Origin of the sequence: Frigoribacterium sp. PhB116 (genome assembly GCF_004364285.1) — a bacterium.
In the GTDB taxonomy this organism is placed as follows: Bacteria; Actinomycetota; Actinomycetes; order Actinomycetales; family Microbacteriaceae; genus Frigoribacterium.
On record NZ_SOBE01000006.1, the window covers coordinates 120178 to 136270 of the forward strand.

At 72.3% G+C, this 16093-nt stretch carries 13 protein-coding genes, 1 tRNA gene and 1 pseudogene; 10 read left to right on the forward strand and 5 right to left on the reverse strand.

Going from position 1 to position 16093, the window contains the following annotated elements:
• Nucleotides 1-234 precede the first annotated feature (234 nt).
• Nucleotides 235-654: pseudogene (locus tag EDF20_RS15180) on the reverse strand (Fur family transcriptional regulator); the annotation flags it as partial.
• A gap of 217 nt (nt 655-871) precedes the next feature.
• On the opposite strand from EDF20_RS15180, the gene EDF20_RS15185 reads away from it, so the two are divergent.
• Entirely contained in the window at nt 872-2278 is a 1407-nt protein-coding gene (locus EDF20_RS15185) for a GAF domain-containing protein (protein ID WP_133739272.1), read from the forward strand.
• Between the two features lie 33 nt (nt 2279-2311).
• Here the strand turns inward: EDF20_RS15185 and EDF20_RS15190 are convergent, their stop codons facing one another.
• Nucleotides 2312-3094, reverse strand: coding sequence for a transcriptional regulator (locus tag EDF20_RS15190; protein WP_166644850.1), 783 nt, complete (start codon nt 3092-3094; stop codon nt 2312-2314).
• 114 nt (nt 3095-3208) lie between these two features.
• On the opposite strand from EDF20_RS15190, the gene EDF20_RS15195 reads away from it, so the two are divergent.
• The 9 genes from EDF20_RS15195 to purL all read left to right on the forward strand — a co-directional run bounded on the left by EDF20_RS15195 (nt 3209) and on the right by purL (nt 12719).
• Nucleotides 3209-4195: an ABC transporter substrate-binding protein gene (locus tag EDF20_RS15195; RefSeq protein ID WP_123548854.1), complete on the forward strand. Its 987-nt coding sequence runs from the start codon at nt 3209-3211 to the stop codon at nt 4193-4195.
• 2 nt (nt 4196-4197) lie between these two features.
• Nucleotides 4198-5175 (forward strand): amino acid ABC transporter permease, encoded by a 978-nt coding sequence (locus tag EDF20_RS15200; protein WP_133739274.1) that lies wholly within the window; start codon nt 4198-4200, stop codon nt 5173-5175.
• Entirely contained in the window at nt 5172-5987 is an 816-nt protein-coding gene (locus EDF20_RS15205; RefSeq protein WP_279586179.1) for an amino acid ABC transporter ATP-binding protein, read from the forward strand. The genes EDF20_RS15200 and EDF20_RS15205 overlap by 4 nt, the downstream gene beginning before the upstream one ends.
• Nucleotides 5984-7126, forward strand: a complete 1143-nt coding sequence (locus EDF20_RS15210) for an aminotransferase class V-fold PLP-dependent enzyme (protein WP_133739275.1) — start codon at nt 5984-5986, stop codon at nt 7124-7126. The genes EDF20_RS15205 and EDF20_RS15210 overlap by 4 nt, the downstream gene beginning before the upstream one ends.
• Nucleotides 7123-7566, forward strand: coding sequence for a Rid family detoxifying hydrolase (locus tag EDF20_RS15215; RefSeq protein WP_133739276.1), 444 nt, complete (start codon nt 7123-7125; stop codon nt 7564-7566). The genes EDF20_RS15210 and EDF20_RS15215 overlap by 4 nt, the downstream gene beginning before the upstream one ends.
• 189 nt (nt 7567-7755) lie before the next feature.
• Entirely contained in the window at nt 7756-9099 is a 1344-nt protein-coding gene (locus tag EDF20_RS15220; RefSeq protein ID WP_133739277.1) for an acyltransferase, read from the forward strand.
• A gap of 322 nt (nt 9100-9421) precedes the next feature.
• The gene (purS, locus tag EDF20_RS15225) at nt 9422-9685 is read left to right on the forward strand and encodes a phosphoribosylformylglycinamidine synthase subunit PurS (protein WP_123548751.1); all 264 of its coding nucleotides are present in this window, start codon (nt 9422-9424) and stop codon (nt 9683-9685) included.
• Nucleotides 9685-10380 carry a phosphoribosylformylglycinamidine synthase subunit PurQ gene (gene purQ / locus EDF20_RS15230; RefSeq protein ID WP_133739278.1) on the forward strand — a complete coding sequence of 232 codons (696 nt, stop codon included), beginning with the start codon at nt 9685-9687 and terminating at the stop codon, nt 10378-10380. The genes purS and purQ overlap by 1 nt, the downstream gene beginning before the upstream one ends.
• A 26-nt stretch (nt 10381-10406) precedes the next feature.
• Nucleotides 10407-12719 (forward strand): phosphoribosylformylglycinamidine synthase subunit PurL, encoded by a 2313-nt coding sequence (gene purL, locus EDF20_RS15235; protein WP_133739287.1) that lies wholly within the window; start codon nt 10407-10409, stop codon nt 12717-12719.
• A gap of 608 nt (nt 12720-13327) precedes the next feature.
• Here the strand turns inward: purL and EDF20_RS15240 are convergent.
• The 3 genes from EDF20_RS15240 to gltX form a co-directional block, all read right to left on the reverse strand.
• Nucleotides 13328-13399, reverse strand: a tRNA-Gln gene (locus tag EDF20_RS15240).
• A 53-nt stretch (nt 13400-13452) separates the two neighbouring features.
• Entirely contained in the window at nt 13453-14421 is a 969-nt protein-coding gene (locus EDF20_RS15245; protein ID WP_133739279.1) for an NAD(P)/FAD-dependent oxidoreductase, read from the reverse strand.
• Nucleotides 14418-15908 carry a glutamate--tRNA ligase gene (gene gltX, locus EDF20_RS15250; RefSeq protein WP_133739280.1) on the reverse strand — a complete coding sequence of 497 codons (1491 nt, stop codon included), beginning with the start codon at nt 15906-15908 and terminating at the stop codon, nt 14418-14420. The genes EDF20_RS15245 and gltX overlap by 4 nt, the downstream gene beginning before the upstream one ends.
• Nucleotides 15909-16093: the final 185 nt, after the last annotated feature.

The window sequence follows — 16093 nt, forward strand, 5'->3', positions numbered from 1 at the left end:
CCTCTTTCCGTTCGGTGTTCAGTCGCGGGTTGCGTGAGACCCGGCGCGCGGCCGGGAAGGAAGGGAGGGCGGTGCCCTGCGCAGGAGGTGCGGTGCAGCTCAGGAGGCGCGCCCCGCGTCGGCGAGGCCGGTCGCGTCCAGGGTCGTCGCGCCGGCGAGGCCGGTCGCGTCCAGCACCGGCACGCCCGCGTCGGCCGGTCCGGTGACGGCCTCGCCGTCGAGCGGCGCGTCCTCCGCGGCGCGGCACGCCGGGCAGAGGCCCCAGAAGGTCACCTCGGCGGTCTGCACGGTGAAGCCGGAGTCGTTCGACGGGGTCAGGCACGGCGCGTGGCCGACGACGCAGTCGACGTCGGCGACGTTGCCGCAGACGGAGCAGACCACGTGGTGGTGGTTGTCGCCGGTGCGCAGCTCGTAGAGCGCGGCGGAGCCGGCCGGCTCGATCCGACGGACGAGGCCGGCACCCGTGAGCGCGGCGAGCACGCCGTAGACCGCCTGCAGGGAGGTGCCCGGCAGACCCAGCGCGACGCGCGCGAAGACGACGTCGGCCGGCGCGTGCGGCAGCCCGTCGAGGGCGTCGAGCACGGCGAGGCGCGGCGCGGTCACCCGCAGGCCGGCCGCCCGGAGGCGCTCGGTGCTCTCGCTCGTCGTGGTCATGCCCCCATCTAAGCACGCTTCCCTTGAGTAGTTCAAAACAGCCCGGGAGCGGGCGTGTCCGTCGCGAGCGGGCCGCCGCCGCAGCCCGGTGGCGACGGCCACGCCCGCGGCGACGGCCGCACCGCGCAGCGGCCCGTTCTGGGGGATGTCGCATCCGCGACACCCCGCCTAGCGTGGACCGCGGGATGGCACCCAGACGACACCCGAGGAGCACCACGTGACCAGGACGGTCGACCACGACAGCACCGGGACGCCCGGCGCCCGCCCGAGCACGGGCACGGGCACGGGCACGGGCAGCGCCGTCGCCGGCGCGCATCAGCACGGGTACGAGCGGCTCCGTCCCGTGATGAAGCTCTGGTACCTCTGGTGGCTCTCGCGGTCGCGCCACGTCCTCTCCCCCCGCGACGAGCCGACCGCGCGCACCTCGGCGCGCGACGCGGACACCGTCCTCATCGTCGGCAACGGCCCCGCGCACGGCTGGGGCGTGTCCACCCACGACCAGGCGCTCGTCGGCCAGCTGTCGCGCGCCTCCTCGGAGGCCACCGGGCGCCCCTGCTCGGTCGACTACGTCGGCGACGAGATGATGAGCATCGAGTCGACGCGGGCCTGGATCCGCGACACCGATCTCGGCCTCTACGACACCGTCGTGGTGCTGGTGGGCCTCAACGACGCCGTGCGCCTGACGCCCCTCGACGTCTGGGAGCGCGAGCTGCGCCTCCTCGTCTCGACCATCGCGCGCCGCAGCCACCCGACCGCGCGCACCGTGCTGGTCGGCGTGCCGCCCGTCCGCTCGGCGAAGGCGTTCGACAGCCTGCTGGGGTCGGTCGCCGAGCAGCACGGCGAGCGCATGAACGCCCTCACCGAGCTCGTCGCCTCCGAGGCGGGGCTCGAGTACTTCCGGCTGCCGGCCGGCCTCCGCCGCCCCGACTCGCCCCACGGCTGCGCCGAGGGCTACCGCCGATGGGCGCAGACCATCGCGCACCGCATCGCGCCGACCCTCGACCGCGTGCACCAGGGCCAGCTCGACGAGCGCCTGCCGCGGCACCTGCCGCAGCGGAGCTTCGAGTGGAGCGGCGGCGAGCGCCTGGTCGAGCAGGCCGCGACCGGCGGCTCCGACGCGCTCAAGGACCTGGCGAAGGAGGCGGAGGCCGAGTTCGGCGTCGACGTCGCGGTCGTCAGCATGCTCGACGGCAGCAAGCTCTGGTACGCCATGAACACCGAGCTGCTGCCGGTGTCGATCCCCCGCGAGCTGACCTTCTGCGACGTGACCGTCGCCGCCGACGACGTGGTCGTCGTCGAGGACGCCCGCAAGGACGAGCGCTTCGCGGACAACCCGTACCTCGACCTCAACCACGGCTACTTCTACGCGGGGCACCCGATCCACTCGTCGACCGGCGAGACGATCGGCACGTTCTGTCTGCACAACACGCGTCCGCGGAAGGCCTCGTCGGTCTCGCCCGAGAAGCTGCGCGAGTTCGCGCTGCGGGCCGAGGCCGAGCTGCAGAGCTACGAGCCCGCGCCCGCCGCTCCCCAGCCGCTGACGCGGCGGGCCCGCCGCGAGGCCGAGGAGCGCGCCGCGGCCGCCGCCGGCGCCCCGGCCGCCACCTTCGGCTTCCCCGTCTAGCGCGCGGCCGCCGTCGGGCCCGTCGCCCGGCGCTCAGTCGCCGCGCCGTACCTGCTTCACGTAGCGGTAGACCGTGGGCTCGGACACGTGCAGCGCGTCGGCCACCTGAGCCACCGCGCCCTTGAGCAGGAACACCCCCGCCCGCTCGAGCTCGCGCACGGCCGCGACCTTCTCGTCGGGCGTCATGCGGTGCGGCTCGACGCCCTGCGCCGCGACGATCCGGGCCACGCCGTCGAGCGCGAGCTCGTCCACGTTCGTGCTGAGCCGCTCGACGACGCCGGCCGACGAGACAGCACGGGCACCGTCGCCGGCGCCGCCAGCCCCGTCGGCGGCGCCCGCGCCTCCCGGCCCCGCACCGGCGCCTCCTTGCTCCGCACCCTTCACGAGCCCCGTCGTCGCGGTGATCGCCGCGAGCAGGTCGCGGGCCCGGGTCAGCGGCTCGTCGTCGATGTTGAGGCAGAGCATCCCGACGACGTCGCCGCCCGCGTCGCGGATGAAGAAGGTCGACGAGCGGAACGTGCCGCCGGTGCGCGACTCCGCCAGGTAGTTCGCGAGGTAGTCGCGGTCGTCGTGCTCGTGGTTCTGCAGCACCTTGAGCACGAGGTCGGTCGCGGGGCCGCCGACGCTGCGGCCGCTGACGTGCCCGTTCGTGAGGGCGACGATCGAGCGGCTCAGGTCGCTCGTGTCGTGCAGCACGATCTCGGTGCGCGGGCCGAGCAGCTCGGCGAGGAAGTCCATCAGCGGCAGGTACGGCCCGAACTCGGTCCGGAGCACGCGGCTGCGGTCGACCACGGTGGCGCTGCTGGCTGTCGTCATGGGCCCCAGGTTACCGGTGTGTAACAGATTCGTCGCATTGTGATAATTTTCTCTCATCGTGCCGAGAGATCGGCTAGCTTCCGATGACCGACGACGCTCACGAAAGGCTCGACCATGACCCGATCGACCACCCTCAGGCCCCGCCTCCGCCCTGCCCTCTGGGGCTCCGTCGCGACGGGCGCCGTCCTGGCCCTCACGCTGACCGCGTGCGGCGGCCCGAGCGCCCCGCAGCCCGGCGACGCGACCGACGACGCCTCGTCGTCGGCGTCCTCGACGATCCCCGACACGAGCGCGCTGCTCGACGCCGTCGAGGTCGACGACTCGCTCGCCTCGCAGCTCCCCTCCGACATCGCCGACGCCGGCACCCTCTCGGTCGGCTCGAACGTGCAGTCCGCGCCGAACAACTTCTACGCGGCCGACGGCTCGACCGTGATCGGCTCCGACCACGACCTGATCACGGCGATCGGCAAGAAGCTCGGCCTCGAGGTCGAGTACCAGAACCAGGACTTCGGCTCGCTCATCACGAGCCTGCAGTCCGGCCGCGTCGACGTCACCATCGCCGCGATGAACGACACCGCCGAGCGCCAGCAGGCGATCGACTTCGTCGACTACCTCACCTCGGGCATCACCCTGATGGTGCAGAAGGGCAACCCGGCCGACATCACCGGCCCCGACACCCTCTGCGGCAAGACAATCGCGGTCGTCACCGGCACGAGCCAGCAGGAGTTCGCCGAGGCGACGAGCACGCAGTGCGAGTCGGACGGCGAGGAGCCGCTCGAGATCACCGTCACCGACAGCGACGCCCAGAACCAGACCCAGCTGCGCACCGGCCGCATCGACGCCATCGTCAACGACCTGCCGAGCGCCGTCTACATCTCGAAGACCGCCCAGGACGGCCAGGCCTTCGAGGTCGTGCCCGGCGACGTCATCGACGGCGCGCCCTACGGCATCGGCGTCAACAAGGACGACCCCGAGCTGCGCGACGCCATCGCCGCGGCGCTCGACTCGCTGATCGACGACGGCACCTACGGCGAGGTCCTCGACGCCTGGGGCATCACCTCCGGCAGCGTCACCGAGGCGACCGTCAACGGGGGCAAGTAGCCGTGACGGAGCCCGGATCGCGGGCCGGGGCCGACACGGTCGACCCGGCCCGCGCCTCCTCGGCGGGGCGTGAGCTGCTGCCGCAGGTGCGCCTGAAGCACTGGGGCCGCTGGGTCAGCGCGGCGGTCATCGTCGTGGTGCTCGTCGCGCTCGCCTACGGGGCATCGCAGGGAGACATCGCGTACGGCGACATCCCGTACTACCTGATCTCGCCGATCATCCTGCAGGGCCTCGTCGGCACCCTCGTGCTCGCGGTCGTCGCGCAGGTCAGCGCCGTCGTGATCGGCGTCGTGATCGCCCTGATGCGGATCTCCAAGAACCCCGTGGCGCAGGCCTTCGCGGCCGGCTACACCTGGCTGTTCCGCGGCCTGCCCGTGCTGCTGCAGATCCTGCTCTGGTACAACCTCGCGTTGATCTTCCCGCGGCTGACAGTCGGCGTGCCGTTCACCGACGTGGTGTTCCTCGACGTCAGCACGAACGACGTCATGACGACCTTCGTCGCCGCGTTCCTCGGGCTGGCCCTCAACGAGAGCGCCTACATGGCCGAGATCGTGCGGGCGGGGCTGAAGAGCGTCGACCGCGGCCAGATCGAGGCCGCGCAGTCGATCGGGCAGACCCCGATGCAGCGCATGGCCCGCATCGTGCTGCCCCAGGCGATGCGCATCATCATCCCGCCGACCGGCAACGACTTCATCAACATGCTCAAGGGCACGGCGATGGCGTCGGTCATCGGCTACCTCGAGCTCATCAAGGCCGCGAACAACATCTCGTCGTTCAACCTCCAGGTGATGGAGACGCTGATCGCCGCGGCGATCTGGTACATGGTCATCGTCAGCGTCGCGAGCGTCGGCCAGTTCTACCTCGAGCGCAGCTTCGACCGGCAGGACCGCCGCCCCGGCGGCCCGCCGAACGCCCGCGCGCTGCGCCGCAAGGTCGCCGCCGACCTCGGCCGCGCCCCCCTCGTGAGGAGCACCCCGTGACCGCGACGCCCACCCCGACCGCAGGAGGCGCGGCGCCCGCCGCCGACGCCGCCCCCGTCCTCGAGGCCCTCGGCATCGGCAAGTCGTACGGCAGCCACGAGGTGCTGCGCGACGTCTCGATGACGGTGCGCAGCGGCGAGGTCGTCTGCATCATCGGCCCGTCCGGTGCGGGCAAGTCGACGTTCCTCCGCACGCTGAACCGCCTCGAAGAACCCGACGCCGGCGAGGTCTGGGTCGGCGGCGAGCCGATGGGCTTCGAGCTGCGCGACGGCGTGCTGCACGAGCTGAGCGAGCACAAGCTGTCCGCGCAGCGGGCGCGCACCGCGATGGTGTTCCAGCACTTCAACCTGTTCCCGCACCTGACGGTGCTCGGCAACGTGCTCGAGGGCCCGGTGCGCGTGCAGCGTCGATCCGCGAAGGAGGCGCGGGCCGAGGCCGTCGCCATCCTCGAGCGGGTGGGCCTCGGCGACAAGGTCGACGCCTACCCCGGCCAGCTCTCAGGCGGGCAGCGGCAGCGGGTCGCGATCGCGCGGGCCGTGGCGATGAAGCCGCTGTTCCTGCTCTTCGACGAGCCGACGTCGGCGCTCGACCCCGAGCTCGTCGGCGAGGTGCTCAAGGTGATGGGCGACCTGGCCCGCGACGGCATGACCATGCTGGTCGTGACGCACGAGATCCAGTTCGCCCGCGAGGTCGCCGACCGCGTCGTCTTCATGGCCGACGGCGGCATCGTCGAGCAGGGCCCCGTCGAGCAGGTGCTCGGTGCCCCGCGCGAGGCGCGCACGCGGCAGTTCCTCCAGCGGGTGCTGCAGTGACCTCGACCCACCCCGGGACGTCGAGCGCCCTCGACACCTACCTGTCGTCGTTCGCGGAGCCGGTGGGCTACCTGAACTTCGGCAGCTACGGGCCGCCCTCCCGCGACGTCGTCGAGACAATCGGTCGCCTCGCGGCTGCGGCGAGCGCCGGCGTCCCGTCGGCGGGCCTGCACGCCGAGGACGAGCGCGCCCTCGCCGCGGTCTCGCGCCTCACCGGCGTCGACCGGGCCGGCGTCGCCCTCGCGGGCAGCACCTCCCTCGGGCTGCTGCAGGTCGCGTTCGGCCTGCCGCGCGGCGAGGTCGTCGTGAGCCAGGCCGAGTTCCCGTCGAACCTCTACGCCTGGTGGCGCTCGGAGGAGGCGGGCCTCACCACCGTGCGGCACCTGCCCCCGGTGCCGGGGCAGCCGCTCGCTCCTGTGACGCCCGAGCGCGTCGCCGACGCCGTCGGCCCGTACACGGTCGCCGTCGCGGTGAGCGCGGTCGACTTCCGCACCGGCACGGTCGCCGACCTCGCGGGCCTCCGGGAGGCAGCCGGCGACCGCCTCCTCGTGGTCGACGGCATCCAGGGGTTCGGGGTCCTCGACGCCGACTGGTCGCTCGCCGACGCCCTCGTCGTCGGCGGCCAGAAGTGGCTGCGGGCGGGCTGGGGCACGGGCTTCGTCGCCCTCTCCCCCCGGGCGCTCGACCGCCTCCGGCCGGTGCTCGGCGGCTGGACCGGCGTCGAGGGGCCGTCGCGCTACGACGGCGTGCCGCACGCCGCCCTCTCCGGGGCCCAGCGCTTCTCGGTCACGAACGGCTCGCCGTTCGCCTCGGGCGCCCTCGCGACCGCCCTCGAGCAGCTCGAGCAGGTCGGCGTCGACGTCGTCGCGTCCCGGGTCGCCGACACGGCGGGCGACCTGGTCGCGCGTCTCGACGCCGCCGGGGTGCCCGTCCTCTCGCCCGTCGAGCGACAGCACCGGGCCGGCATCGTGGTCGCGGGCGCGCCTGCCGGCGAGGCCGCCGCTGTCGGCGCCCGGCTCGACGCCGCGGGGGTCACGGCGACCGTGCACGGCGACGACCGCGTGCGCCTCAGCGTGCACGCCACCACCACCCCGGCCGCGCTCGACGCGGCCCTGACCGTCCTGGGAGGACGCGCATGACCACCGCAGACGACACCCGTACCGACCACCCTGCCCGCACCGGCGCCTCCGTCCACGCCGTGCACACCGACGCCGCGCCCGCCGCCGTCGGCGCCTACTCGCAGGCCGTCGTCGTCGGCGACCTCGTCTTCGTCTCGGGCCAGCTGCCGATCGACCCGGCGACGGGCGCGTTCGCGGGGCCGGGGGTGCGCGAGGAGGCGGCCCAGTCGCTCCGCAACGGCGCGGCGGTCCTCGAGGCGGCCGGCTCGGGCATCGCGCACGTCGTCAAGACGACGGTGCTGCTCGCCGACATCGCCGACTTCGCCGTCGTGAACGAGGTCTACGCCGAGGTCTTCTCCGCGGCCGGGGGCGTGCTGCCGGCTCGTGCCGCGTACCAGGTGGGGGCGCTGCCGAAGGGCGCCCGGGTCGAGATCGAGTTCGTGGGGGCCGTCGTCCGCTGATCCGCGGCCGCGGCGGGGCTCCCCGGCGCGTCCTGACCGAGAAGGGACGACCTGACCGCGGGCCCCCGTCCAGAACGTCCCTTCCCGGGCACCGAGCGACTCGACGGTGCCGTAAGCCCGGGTCCTCCGCGAGGAGGAATTCACCGACCGGTCTCCCCACCCGGCTCCCGTGGTCGCTACGGTGCGGAGATGAGCACGTCGACGGAGCGTCACCCGCAGGGCCAGGGCCGCACCTCGGGTGCCGCACCGAGCGGCACCGACCCGGCGGGCGCCTCCCCGGCCCCGCCCGCCGACGCCCTCGCCGGCCGCGACCTCGTCGTCGACCTCGCCCGCGTCGTCTGCGTGCTGCTCGTGGTCGTCATCCACGTGCTCATGGTCGGCGTCGGCCGCGACCCCGACGGCGCGGTCGTCGCGTCGCAGCCGCTGCAGCAGCAGCCGTGGTTCGCGTTCTCGACCTGGGTCGGCCAGATCATGCCCCTCTTCTTCGTCGTCGGCGGCTTCGCGAGCGCGACCGCCTGGGCGAGCACGCAGCGACGAGGAGGCGACGGTGCGGACTTCGCGCGCGGTCGCCTCCTGCGCCTCGCCCGTCCCGCCTCCGCGCTCTTCGTGGTGCTCGCCGTCGCCCTGGCGGTCGCCACGCTGCTCGGGGTCGACCCGGCCCTGCTCGACACGGCCGTCACCGGCATCGGCACCCCGCTCTGGTTCCTCGCCGCCTACGGCATCACGCAGGTGGCCGTGCCCGTGATGGCCCGGCTGCACGCCACGCGACCCGCGGCGACCTTCGTCGGGCTCGCGACGGCGGCCCTGCTCGTCGACTCGGTCCGGTACACGACGCTGGTGACCGACGTCGGCCTGCTCAACCTCGTGTTCGTGTGGCTGTTCGTGCAGCAGCTGGGGTTCGCCTACGCGAGCGGGTGGTTCGGGCGCGCCCCGCGCCTCCTGCTGGCGGGCATCGCGCTGGCCTGCGCCGCGTCGCTGCCGGCGCTGACGACGGTGGGGCCGTGGTCGGACGACATGCTGACGAACCTCAACCCGCCGGCCGTGCCGCTGATGGTGCTCGGCGTCGGGCAGATCTGCGTGCTGACGCTGCTGCACCCCGCGCTGGCCCGGCTGATGCGGACGCGTGCCGCGCGGGCCGTCGTGTTCGCGGTCGGCAGCCGCGGCATGACGGTCTACCTCTGGCACCTGCCCTTGCTGATCGCCGTCACCGGCATCGTCCTCGCCACGGGCGGGCCGCTGCCCGAGCCGGCGTCGGCGTCCTGGTGGTGGACGCGGATCCCCGTCGTGCTGCTCGTCCTCGGCCTCGCGTGCGCGCTGTCGCTCGTCGTCGGACGCCTCGAGGGGGCACCGCGCCCCGTGCCCTCGGGGCACCGCCGCCCGAGCACGCTCGTCGTCGCGGTGTCGGCCGTGCTGGTCGTCGCGCCGCCGTTCGCGGTGATGCTCGACGGCCTCGACCTCCGGAACGCGATCGCCGGTGCCGTGGCGCTGCCGGCGGCGCTCTGGCTGCTCGGCCGCACGCGCCCCAGGCTGTAGCAGGGGCTCCCGGGGAGAGAAGGGTGACGCCCGGCCGACGGGGGGATCGGCCGGGCGTCCTACGGCGTCGGGCGGATCAGGAACCCTCGACCGGATGCAGCAGGAGGCCCGATCACGAGGCCGTGTCCCTGCTGCTGAGATCAATGGTGCGTGCCGATCCGATGACGACGCTGGGAGCCGCCTCGGGATCTGCTGATCACCGTCGACACCCCTCGGGCGGGCACGCAGCCCGGCGCGAGGACGCCGCCCGACGCCCGGCCGGGCGGCACCGTCCCGATAGACTCGCTGCGTCCACCCGCTGCCAGCCCGCAGGAGTTGAAACGTGCCCACAATCGTCGTCGAGGTCATGCCCAAGGCTGAACTGCTCGATCCCCAGGGCAAGGCCGTCGTCGGCGCCCTCTCCCGTCTCGGCCGTCAGCAGTTCACCGACGTCCGCATCGGCAAGCGCTTCGAGCTGACCGTCGAGGGCGAGGTGACGGAGGCGGTGCTCGCCGACGTGCGCACCCTCGCCGACGACGTGCTCTCGAACTCGGTCATCGAAGACGTGGTGAGCATCACCGTGCTCGACGCCGCGCCCGCCGTCTGATGCGCGTCGGCGTCGTCACCTTCCCCGGCTCGCTCGACGACCGCGACGCCCAGCGCGCGGTCCGCCTCGCGGGCGGCGAGCCCGTCGCCCTCTGGCACGGCGACCACGACCTGCAGGGCGTCGAGGCGATCATCCTGCCCGGGGGGTTCAGCTACGGCGACTACCTGCGCGCCGGTGCCATCGCCTCCTTGTCCCCGATCATGACCGAGGTCGTCGACGCGGCGAACGCGGGCATGCCCGTGCTCGGCATCTGCAACGGCTTCCAGATGCTGGCGGAGGCGCGGCTCATCCCCGGTGCCCACACCCGCAACGCGCACCAGCAGTTCATCCGTCGCGACCAGGTGCTCCGCATCGAGAACGCGTCGACCGACTGGACGAACGGCTTCGCCGAGGGCCAGGAGATCACGATCCCCCTCAAGAACGCCGACGGCCGCTTCATCGCGGACGACGAGACGATCGCGCGCATCGAGGGCGAGGGCCAGGTCGCGTTCCGCTACGTCGGGGTCAACCCCAACGGCTCGATGGACGACATCGCCGGCGTCTCGAACGCCCGCGGCAACGTCGTCGGCCTGATGCCCCACCCCGAGCACGCCACCGAGCCCGGCTTCGGCCCCGACATGCCCGACGCGATGTCGAGCGGCGTCGACGGCCTCACGTTCTTCACGTCCGTCATCGAGAGGGCCCTGTCCAAGTGAGCACCGAGAACGACCGCGCCGAGCTGATCGACGTCCGTCCCGAGGGCCCGAAGCCCGACACGACCGCCGACGCGGCTGCGACGCCCGACAAGCACCAGCCGTACGAGGCACTCGGCCTCAAGGCCGACGAGTACGCACAGATCCGCGAGATCCTGGGCCGCCGCCCCACGAGCGGCGAGCTGGCGATGTACTCGGTGATGTGGAGCGAGCACTGCTCCTACAAGTCGAGCAAGATCTACCTCCGCCAGTTCGGCCAGAAGGTCTCGCCGGCGATGACCAAGAACCTGATGGTCGGCATGGGCGAGAACGCCGGCGTCGTGGACGTGGGAGGTGGCTGGGCCGTGACCTTCAAGGTCGAGTCCCACAACCACCCCAGCTACATCGAGCCGTTCCAGGGCGCCGCGACCGGCGTCGGCGGCATCGTCCGCGACATCATCTCGATGGGCGCCCGTCCGGTCGCGGTGATGGACCAGCTGCGCTTCGGCGCCATCGACGCCCCGGACACGCAGCGCGTCGTCGACGGCGTCGTGCAGGGCATCAGCTTCTACGCGAACTGCCTCGGCCTGCCGAACATCGGCGGCGAGACCTACTTCGACGCCGTCTACCAGGGCAACCCGCTGGTCAACGCCCTCGCGGTCGGCGTCCTCCGCCACGAAGACCTGCACCTGGCCAACGCCAAGGGCGTGGGCAACAAGGTCGTGCTCTTCGGGGCGCGCACCGGCGGCGACGGCATCGGCGGCGCCTCCATCCTCGCCTCCGACACGTTCTCGTCGGGCGGCCCGACGAAGCGCCCCTCGGTGCAGGTCGGCGACCCGTTCGCCGAGAAGGTGCTGATCGAGTGCTGCCTCGAGCTGTTCCGCGGCGAGCTGGTCGAAGGCATCCAGGACCTGGGGGCGGCCGGCATCAGCTGCGCCACCTCCGAGCTGGCCTCGAACGGCGACGGCGGCATGTTCATCGAGCTCGACGACGTACTGCTCCGCGACCCCTCGCTCACCGCAGAAGAGATCCTGATGAGCGAGAGCCAGGAGCGGATGATGGCGGTCGTCAGCCCCGACAAGCTCGACGCGTTCCTCGCCGTCACCGCGAAGTGGGACGTCGAGACGAGCGTGCTCGGCGAGGTCACCGACACCGGCCGGCTCATCATCAACTGGCACGGAGAAGAGATCGTCAACGTCGACCCGCGCACCGTCGCGGTCGACGGCCCGGTCTACGAGCGACCCGTCGCCTACCCGTCCTGGATCGACGCGCTGCAGGCCGACACGGCCGCGACGCTGCCGCGTCCGACCGAGCCCGAGGAGGTGCGGGCCCAGTTCCTGCAGCTGCTCGGCTCCCCCAACCTGGCCGACAAGAGCTGGGTCACGAACCAGTACGACACCTACGTGCTCGGCAACACGGCCCTGAGCTTCCCCGACGACGGCGGCATGGTCCGCGTCGACGAGGAGTCGGGCCTCGGCTTCGCCATCGCGACCGACGCCAACGGCCGCTGGTGCCAGCTCGACCCGAAGCAGGGCGCCCGCCTGGCCCTCGCCGAGGCGTACCGGAACGTCGCCGTCACGGGTGCCGTGCCGGCCGCCGTCACCGACTGCCTCAACTTCGGCAGCCCGGAGGACCCGGAGGTCATGTGGCAGTTCTCGCAGGCCGTCGAGGGCCTGTCCGACGCGTGCCTCGAGCTCGAGATCCCCGTCACGGGCGGCAACGTCTCGTTCTACAACCAGACGGGCACCCAGCCGATCTTCCCGACCCCCGTGGTCGGTGTCCTGGGCGTCATCCAGGACGTCGCGAAGCGCGTGCCCTCCGGCTGGCAGGACGACGGCGACAACATCTACCTGCTCGGCACCTCCTCCCTCGAGCTCGACGGCTCGGCCTGGGCCGGCACCGTGCACGACCACCTCGGCGGACACCCGCCGGCCGTCGACCTGGCCGGCGAGAAGCAACTCGCGGGGCTGCTCGCCGCGGGTGCCGACCAGTCGCTCATCGCGGCGGCGCACGACCTCAGCGACGGCGGCCTGGCGCAGGCCCTGGCCGAGGCGGTGCTGCGCTTCGGCGTCGGCGCCCGCGTCTACCTGGGCGAGCTGCTCGAGCGCGACGGTCTCGACGTCGCGGCGACGCTCTTCACGGAGTCGACCGGTCGCGTGGTCGTGTCGGTGCCCCGTGAGGACGACGTCAAGTTCCGCGGCCTCTGCGAGGGCCGGGGCTACCCCGTCGCCCGCATCGGCGTGACGGACGCGTCGTCGCAGTCGCTCGAGATCCAGGACGTCTTCACGGTCTCGCTCGACGAGCTCCGAGCGACGCACCAGGGCACCCTCCCCGCCCGCTTCGGAGCCACCATCCCGCAGTAGGCGCTGCGCACCTCGGCGGCCCCTGGGCCGCTCCGCCCGGAAGGCCCCTGCCACCCGGCAGGGGCCTTCGTGCATCCCCGCCCCGCGCCGACGCGCGAAGCACCGCCCCCGCCGCCACCGCCACCGCACCGCACCGCACCGCATTTCGTACACCGCACCGCGTCTAGTCCCGGTGCAGTGTACGAAACCCGGTGCGCTCCTCCTGCGGGAGCCTCCGCACACGATCACTCTCAAATTCGAGAGTGATCGAGCACCCCGCGTCCACGCCTCCGGGCCCCGCACCCACCCCGAGCACGGATCTGTCTCGCTTTGGGCCCACGGCCGAAGGAGGCGCGCGAAGCGCCGCCACCCCCACCCAGCCCGGCAGGCCACCCCTCTCAGATTTGAGAGTGATCGAGCACCCCGCGGCCACGCCGCCAGGCCCCGCGCCCACCCCGAGCAAGGATCTGTCTCGCTTCGGGCCCACGGCCGAAGGAGGCGCGCGAAGCGCCGCCGCCGCCCCCGCGGCCGAAGGCCCGCCGGGCGCAGCCCGGCAGCCGCCGGCAGGCGGCCAGACGAGCACGAACAGCAAATCCCCCGGTCCGAAGAGGACACGAGGGATGAATTTGCTGGGGTACCTGGACTCGAACCAAGAACAACTGAACCAGAATCAGTCGTGTTGCCAATTACACCATACCCCAATGATATCGACCGTGAGGTCTACATCACTGCGGCCCATCAGATGAGCCAGCGTCTACTGTACACGATCTCCGAGCTCGTCGAGGCCACCGATCAGGTCGCGGTTGATGACGGCCGCGACTCGTGCCCCCGACCCGGCAGCGACGATCAGCTGCTGCGGCCCGGGCGCCGTGGACTCACCTGCGGCGTAGAGCCCCGGCACCGAGGTGCGCCCGTGGTCGTCGACGACCAGCAGACCGTCCTCGTCGAGGTCGGCCCCGAGAGGTGCGACGTACTCGAGCTTGCCGGCCCAGGCAGGCCGGACGAAGCCGCCCTCGCGCGGCACGACCTCGCCGCCCTCGAGCTCGACTCCCGTGAGCCCCTCGCGGTCGCCCTGCAGCGACGCGATCGGGCGGCGGTCGACGCGGATCCCGCGGGAGGCGAGCTGCGCCTCCTCGGCCTCGGTCACCGCGTCGGCGGAGCCGTGGGTGAAGACGACCAGGTCGTCGCTCCACTGCGACAACAGCAGGGCGCGTTCGGCCAGGTCGGGGTGCTCCCCGATCACTGCGAGTGCCTGATCGCGCTTGCCGTAGCCGTCGCACTCGATGCAGCTGTGGACGAAGGTGCCGTAGAACGCCCGCAGACCGTCGATCGCCGGCAGCGTCTCCTGCAGCCCGGTGGCGACCAGCACCACGTCGGCCAGGGCTCGACGCTGCTGCCCCCGGAACTCGCAGTCGACGACGAACCCGTCGTCACCACGGCTGATGCTCGTGGCCATCGTCTGCCAGTGCTCGCCCTCCTCGTACGCGAGGAACTCCTCGCGGCCGAGCTTGCGCAGCTCGAGCGGAGAGATGCCGTCGCGGGTGAGGTACCCGTGCGACAGCAGCGTCGCCGAGTTGCGTGGGCGGTTGCTGTCGACGAGCAGCACGCGGCGCCGGGCACGGACGAGGTTCAGCGCAGCGCTGAGCCCCGCCGGCCCTCCCCCGACGACGACGACGTCCCAGCGCGGGTCGGCCGCGCCCTCGCCGGCACCCTGATCGGTCATGATCGCTCGAGGAGGCGCCGGATGCGCGCCTGCGTCGACTCCCGCCCCAGGATCTCCATCGACTCGAACAGCGGCGGGCTCACCCGTCGCCCCGAGAGCGCGACGCGCAGCGGGCCGTAGGCGACCCGCGGCTTCAGGCCGAGCTCGTCGACGAGCGCCGCCTTGAGCGCGTCCTGGATCGCGGCGTGCGTCCACTCCTGCACCCCGTCGAGGGCAGCCGAGGAGGCGCGCAGCACGTCGGCGGACGACTCCGGCAGCGAGGCCGTCGCGTCGTCGTCGTACTCGAGCTCGTCGTCAGCGGTGAACAGGAACGACAGCATCCCCCTCGCCTCGCCGAGCAGCGTCATGCGCTCCTGGACGAGCGGTGCGGCCTGCGCGAGCACGGCGGCCTCGGCCTCGGTGGGCGGGTCGCTGACGACGCCGTCGAGGTAGGGCAGCAGGCGCTGGGTGAAGTCGCCGACCTCGAGGAGGCGGACGTGGTCCCCGTTGATCGATTCCGCCTTCTTGAGGTCGAACCGAGCCGGGTTGGGGTTCACGTCGGTCACGTCGAAGGCCGCGACCATCTCGTCGAGGCTGAACACGTCGCGGTCGTGCGAGAGCGACCAGCCGAGCAAGGACAGGTAGTTGACCAGGCCCTCGGGGATGAAGCCGCGGTCGCGGTGGTGGAACAGGTTCGAGGCAGGGTCGCGCTTCGACAGCTTCTTGTTGCCCTCGCCCATCACGTAGGGCAGGTGGCCGAAGCGCGGCACGAACTCGGTGACGCCCAGCTCGACAAGCGCCTCGTACAGGGCGATCTGGCGAGGCGTCGACGAGAGGAGGTCCTCTCCGCGCAGCACGTGCGTGATGCCCATCAGCGCGTCGTCGACGGGGTTGACGAACGTGTACAGCGGGACGCCGTTCGGGCGGACCACGACGAAGTCGGAGAACGAGCCGGCGGGGAATGTGATCTCGCCGCGCACCAGGTCGTCGAAGCTGAGGTCGCGGTCGGGCACGCGCAGACGGAGCGCCGGCTGACGCCCCTCCTCCTTGTAGGAGGCGCGCTGCGCATCAGTGAGGTCGCGCTCGAAGTTGTCGTAGCCCTGCTTGGGGTCACGACCGGCAGCGATGTTGCGCGCCTCGATCTCTTCACTCGTCGCGTAGCTCTCGTAGAGGAGGCCACGCTCGAGGAGCCGGTCGATGATGTCGCGGTAGATGTCATGACGCAGCGACTGCCGGTACGGCGCGTGCGGTCCGCCGACGTCGACCCCCTCGTCCCAGTCGAGCTTGAGCCAGCGCAGACCGTCGAGGATCTGCTCGTAGCTCTCCTCGCTGTCCCGACTGGCGTCGGTGTCCTCGATGCGGAACACGAGCTTGCCGCCGTGGTGCCTCGCGTAGGCCCAGTTGAACAGGGCAGTGCGGATGAGACCCACGTGGGGAGTCCCGGTGGGAGAGGGGCAGAACCGCACGCGCACATCGGCGCCGGAGGCGGTGGAGAAGGGAGCAGACATCGGTCACGATCCTACCGGCGCAGCCCCGCTTCTCGGGGCCTCGCTCTTCGCGACCTGCCCGTGCTGGCTGCCGATCGTCGGCGGGCAGCAGTCGGCTTTAAACAAGAAGAGCCCCTCCAGTGGAGGGGCTCTTCTATCAAAAGGAGTCCGGCGGTGTCCTACTCTCCCACAAGGTCCCCCTTGCA

Coding starts and splice junctions, on each gene's coding strand:
- EDF20_RS15190 (WP_166644850.1), bottom strand. CDS start 3,094: ATGACGACAGCCAGCAGCGCCACCGTGGTCGACCGCAGCCGCGTGCTC.
- EDF20_RS15195 (WP_123548854.1), top strand. CDS start 3,209: ATGACCCGATCGACCACCCTCAGGCCCCGCCTCCGCCCTGCCCTCTGG.
- EDF20_RS15215 (WP_133739276.1), top strand. CDS start 7,123: ATGACCACCGCAGACGACACCCGTACCGACCACCCTGCCCGCACCGGC.
- EDF20_RS15220 (WP_133739277.1), top strand. CDS start 7,756: ATGAGCACGTCGACGGAGCGTCACCCGCAGGGCCAGGGCCGCACCTCG.
- purQ (WP_133739278.1), top strand. CDS start 9,685: ATGCGCGTCGGCGTCGTCACCTTCCCCGGCTCGCTCGACGACCGCGAC.
- EDF20_RS15245 (WP_133739279.1), bottom strand. CDS start 14,421: ATGACCGATCAGGGTGCCGGCGAGGGCGCGGCCGACCCGCGCTGGGAC.
- gltX (WP_133739280.1), bottom strand. CDS start 15,908: ATGTCTGCTCCCTTCTCCACCGCCTCCGGCGCCGATGTGCGCGTGCGG.